The sequence below is a fragment of the Actinomycetes bacterium genome (genome assembly GCA_036510875.1).
Lineage (GTDB): Bacteria > Actinomycetota > Actinomycetes > Prado026 > Prado026 > DATCDE01.
Window position 1 is genome coordinate 1 of sequence record DATCDE010000148.1, and the last position, 3,169, is coordinate 3,169.

3 protein-coding genes are annotated in these 3,169 nt (G+C 72.7%); 1 reads left to right on the top strand and 2 read right to left on the bottom strand.

Features of this window, described 5'->3' with window-relative positions; translation table 11 throughout:
- Together VIM19_08775 and VIM19_08780 are read right to left on the bottom strand one after the other, a co-directional pair.
- Nucleotides 1–362 (bottom strand): hypothetical protein (locus VIM19_08775; GenBank protein HEY5184976.1); only part of this gene is annotated, 362 nt, incomplete at its 3' end.
- Nucleotides 359–1,039 (bottom strand): nucleotidyltransferase domain-containing protein, encoded by a 681-nt coding sequence (locus VIM19_08780; protein HEY5184977.1) that lies wholly within the window; start codon nt 1,037–1,039, stop codon nt 359–361. The genes VIM19_08780 and VIM19_08775, both read right to left, overlap by 4 nt.
- Nucleotides 1,040–1,388: 349 nt before the next feature.
- Here VIM19_08780 and VIM19_08785 point away from each other — a divergent pair, with 349 nt between their 5' ends.
- A complete protein-coding gene (locus VIM19_08785; GenBank protein ID HEY5184978.1) occupies nt 1,389–3,140 on the top strand; it encodes a cell wall-binding repeat-containing protein in 1,752 nt (583 codons plus the stop codon).
- Nucleotides 3,141–3,169 lie beyond the last annotated feature (29 nt).

Below are 3,169 nucleotides of genomic sequence, written 5' to 3' on the forward strand. Positions count from 1 at the left end.
GGAGCTGACATGAGAGCGGAGTCGCGGTCCCGAGCTGCCAGCAGCGCGTCGCCGTCGTGGCTCCCCGGCTTAAGCGCGACCACGTTCCGCAGCTGCTTGCCCATCGTCGAGTCCACCCCGGACAGCAGCTCGGCCGCGCCGGCGTGATCTGTGCCCGAATAGCGCTCACCCGTTGCGGCCACGCAGATCGCGTCCGCCGCGGCGATCCCGGACAGCACGCACAGGCCGACGCACACATTGATGGCAGTGCCGTCCTCGATGACGGCGAGCTCGGCGACCTCCAGGGACTTCTCGGCGATGCGGCTCCGGCTGCGCGCCGGTCCCATGTCCCCGGGACGGGTGGTGAGCTGCTTGGGCGTCACGGCGCACCCGCCGTGGAGGCAGGCCCACGACGCCGCCTGGACTGGCCGGAACGCATCCGCGGGGGATTCATGAGCTCACCCAGGGCCCAGCCGTGGATGGTGACTCCGTCCTGCTGCCACGACGTCACGATGGGCTCCCCGGACTGCGCGATCTCGCGCAGGCGTGACTGCGAGTACACGAGTGACTCGAGCCTGTTTCCGGTCCAGGTGAGCACCTTGGCCGACAGCTGGTGCATCTGGTCGAGCCACGTCTCGTCCCGCAGGTCCACGTCGTCCGGCACGACGACGAGCAGGTCGATGTCGCTGTGCTCGTCGGCCTCACGGCCTGCGAACGACCCGAACACGGATGCGTGCACTGGAGCGGGCATCAGCTGGGACACGGCCGAACCCAGCCGGGTGAGGACCTCGGTGCGAGCCCTGACCGCGGACAGAACCGCAGGGGCGAGCACATGGTCGGCGTTGAGCCGGTAGAGGAATCCGGTGTTGGCCGGCTCCGCGACCACCAGTCCGTGCTCAACCAGCCGATTGAGCACCGGCCACTGCCCGGCACGGGTCCCCCGACGGGACAGACGCGCGATCCGGGTCGCGCTCAGGCCAGACTCTGTTCCGGCCAGCACCTCCAGCACGGCTGAGTCCAGACTCGGCGCGATCGTGCGCAGCGGAGCGGAGAGGTCCACCCCCGTAGGTTGCCGCCATTCCACCACAGTGTCAAGTATTCCGGCACCGCGCCGGAATATCGACGATGTCGTCGCAACCGTCGTGAGTGGATCCTCAGTGAGCGTTACAGGCACCGAGCAGCGGCTTTCCGCTCACTGAGAGTCCACTCGCGGACGGCGGCGACGGCGGGGACGGCGGCGGGGACGGCGGCGGGGACGCGGCGCTGACCCCAAGCGGGTGAGTCGCAGGCCGGGGCGAGCGGCCCGGCGGGGGTAGGGTCCGATCGACGGGATCACGGCACGGGGCGACGGATCCGACCGTCACCCCGTGTCTGCGCCCGGGTGACCGCCCCTGCGGAAAGGACCGTCAATGCCGAACCGCCGCACCCTCACCCGGTCCACCGCCGCCGGGATCGCGCTGGCCATCGGCACCGCGCTGCTCGCCTTCCCCGGCGCCGCCCAGGCCGCCGTCACCCCCCAGATCATCAGCTCGAACGGGCTCGGCCACTGGACGCCGGGCAGCCCGGCAACCCCGCCGACCACCTGGTGGATCGACAACAGCCGGCTGGTCGGCAGCGCCCAGGTCGACCTGCGCAATGTGACCCCCCCGACCGGCGTCGACGGCAGCCTGTGGCTGCGCATGAACACCGCCAACGACGTCGCGGCCGTGTCCACGCTCAGCGGCGCCGGCGGCCCGGTCAGCGGCATCGCGGCCGCGTCGTACTCGACCTACACCGGCGACCCGACCGCCGTCGCGGCGTACGAGATCTCGGTGCAGTGCGCCACCAGCGGCGGCACGCTGCGGCTGACCTACGACCCGACCAAGTTCAGCAACGGCACCGTGACCGCGAGCGCCTGGCAGAGCTGGAACGCCGCGGGCGGCTCCTGGTACCTGGACAAGACCCTCAACGCCAACGGGACGACGGCGCCGGCGGCGACCCCGCCCACCGGCAGTGGCCTGCAGGGCGGCGCGGCCAACGGCTACTCGCTGGCCACCATCAAGTCGCACTGCACCGCCACCGGCAACAAGGTCATCAGCCACGGCCTGGTGGCCGGGCCGGGCTGGCCGGCGACCGACACCTACGCCGACCTGGTCACGTTCAACTCGGTCCAGACCGACTTCCTCTCCGACTACGCGACGCGCATCGGCGGCGCCGACCGGTACGCCACCGCGATCGCCGCGTCGTTCAACACCTTCCCGGCGCAGGGCGCTGGCGCGGTCGTGCTGGCCCGCGGCGACCTGTTCCCCGACGCCTTGTCCGGCGTCCCGCTGGCCGGCGTGTACGGCGGCCCGCTGCTGCTGACCCCGCCGACGATCCTGCTGCCCAGCGTCCTCGTCGAGATCAAGCGGGTGCTGGCGCCCGGCGGCACGGTCATCCTCATGGGCGGCACCGGCGCGCTGAGCGCCAACGTGCAGACCGACCTGACCGCCGCGCTGGGCGCCGGGTTCACGGTCAAGCGCATCGCCGGCGTCGACCGGTTCGACACCTCCCTCAAGACGGCCGCCGAGGTCCAGGCCCGCGACACGGCCATCGGGCTGACCTTCGGCCCGGTCATGGTCGCCACCGGCCGCAACTTCCCGGACGCGCTGGCCGCGGGGGCCGCCGCCCACGGGACGCCGGGCACCGGGGGCGTCGTCGTCCTCAGCGACGACTACGCGCTCCCCTCGGCGGTGCAGACCTACCTGACCACCGGGGCGGCCGCCACCGCGCAGATCATCGCCGTGGGCGGCCAGGCCAAGACCGCCACCGCCGGGATCGCCACGGCGTCCTACGCCGGCGTCGACCGGTACGCGACCGCGGCGCTGCTCGCGGCCAGCCCGTTGTTCTCCGCGACGCAGGAGTACTGGGGGCTGGCCAGCGGCACCACGTTCCCGGACGCGCTCAGCGGCGGCGCCGTCATCGCGCACCTGGCCGGGCCGATGCTGCTCACCGCGCCCACGGCCGTGCCGGCGTCCACCGCGACGTTCCTCAAGGCGCAGCACGCGCACCTCGGCTACGGCGTGGTGTTCGGCCTCACCGGGGCGGTCTCGGCGGCCACCGCGCAAACCGCGTACGGCTACGCCTCCGGCAGCGGCGGGCTGATCCCGTTCAGCCTCGGCGCCGCCCGCCTGCTTCCTTGATCGACGGCGGGGGGAGCCGGCGGACGACG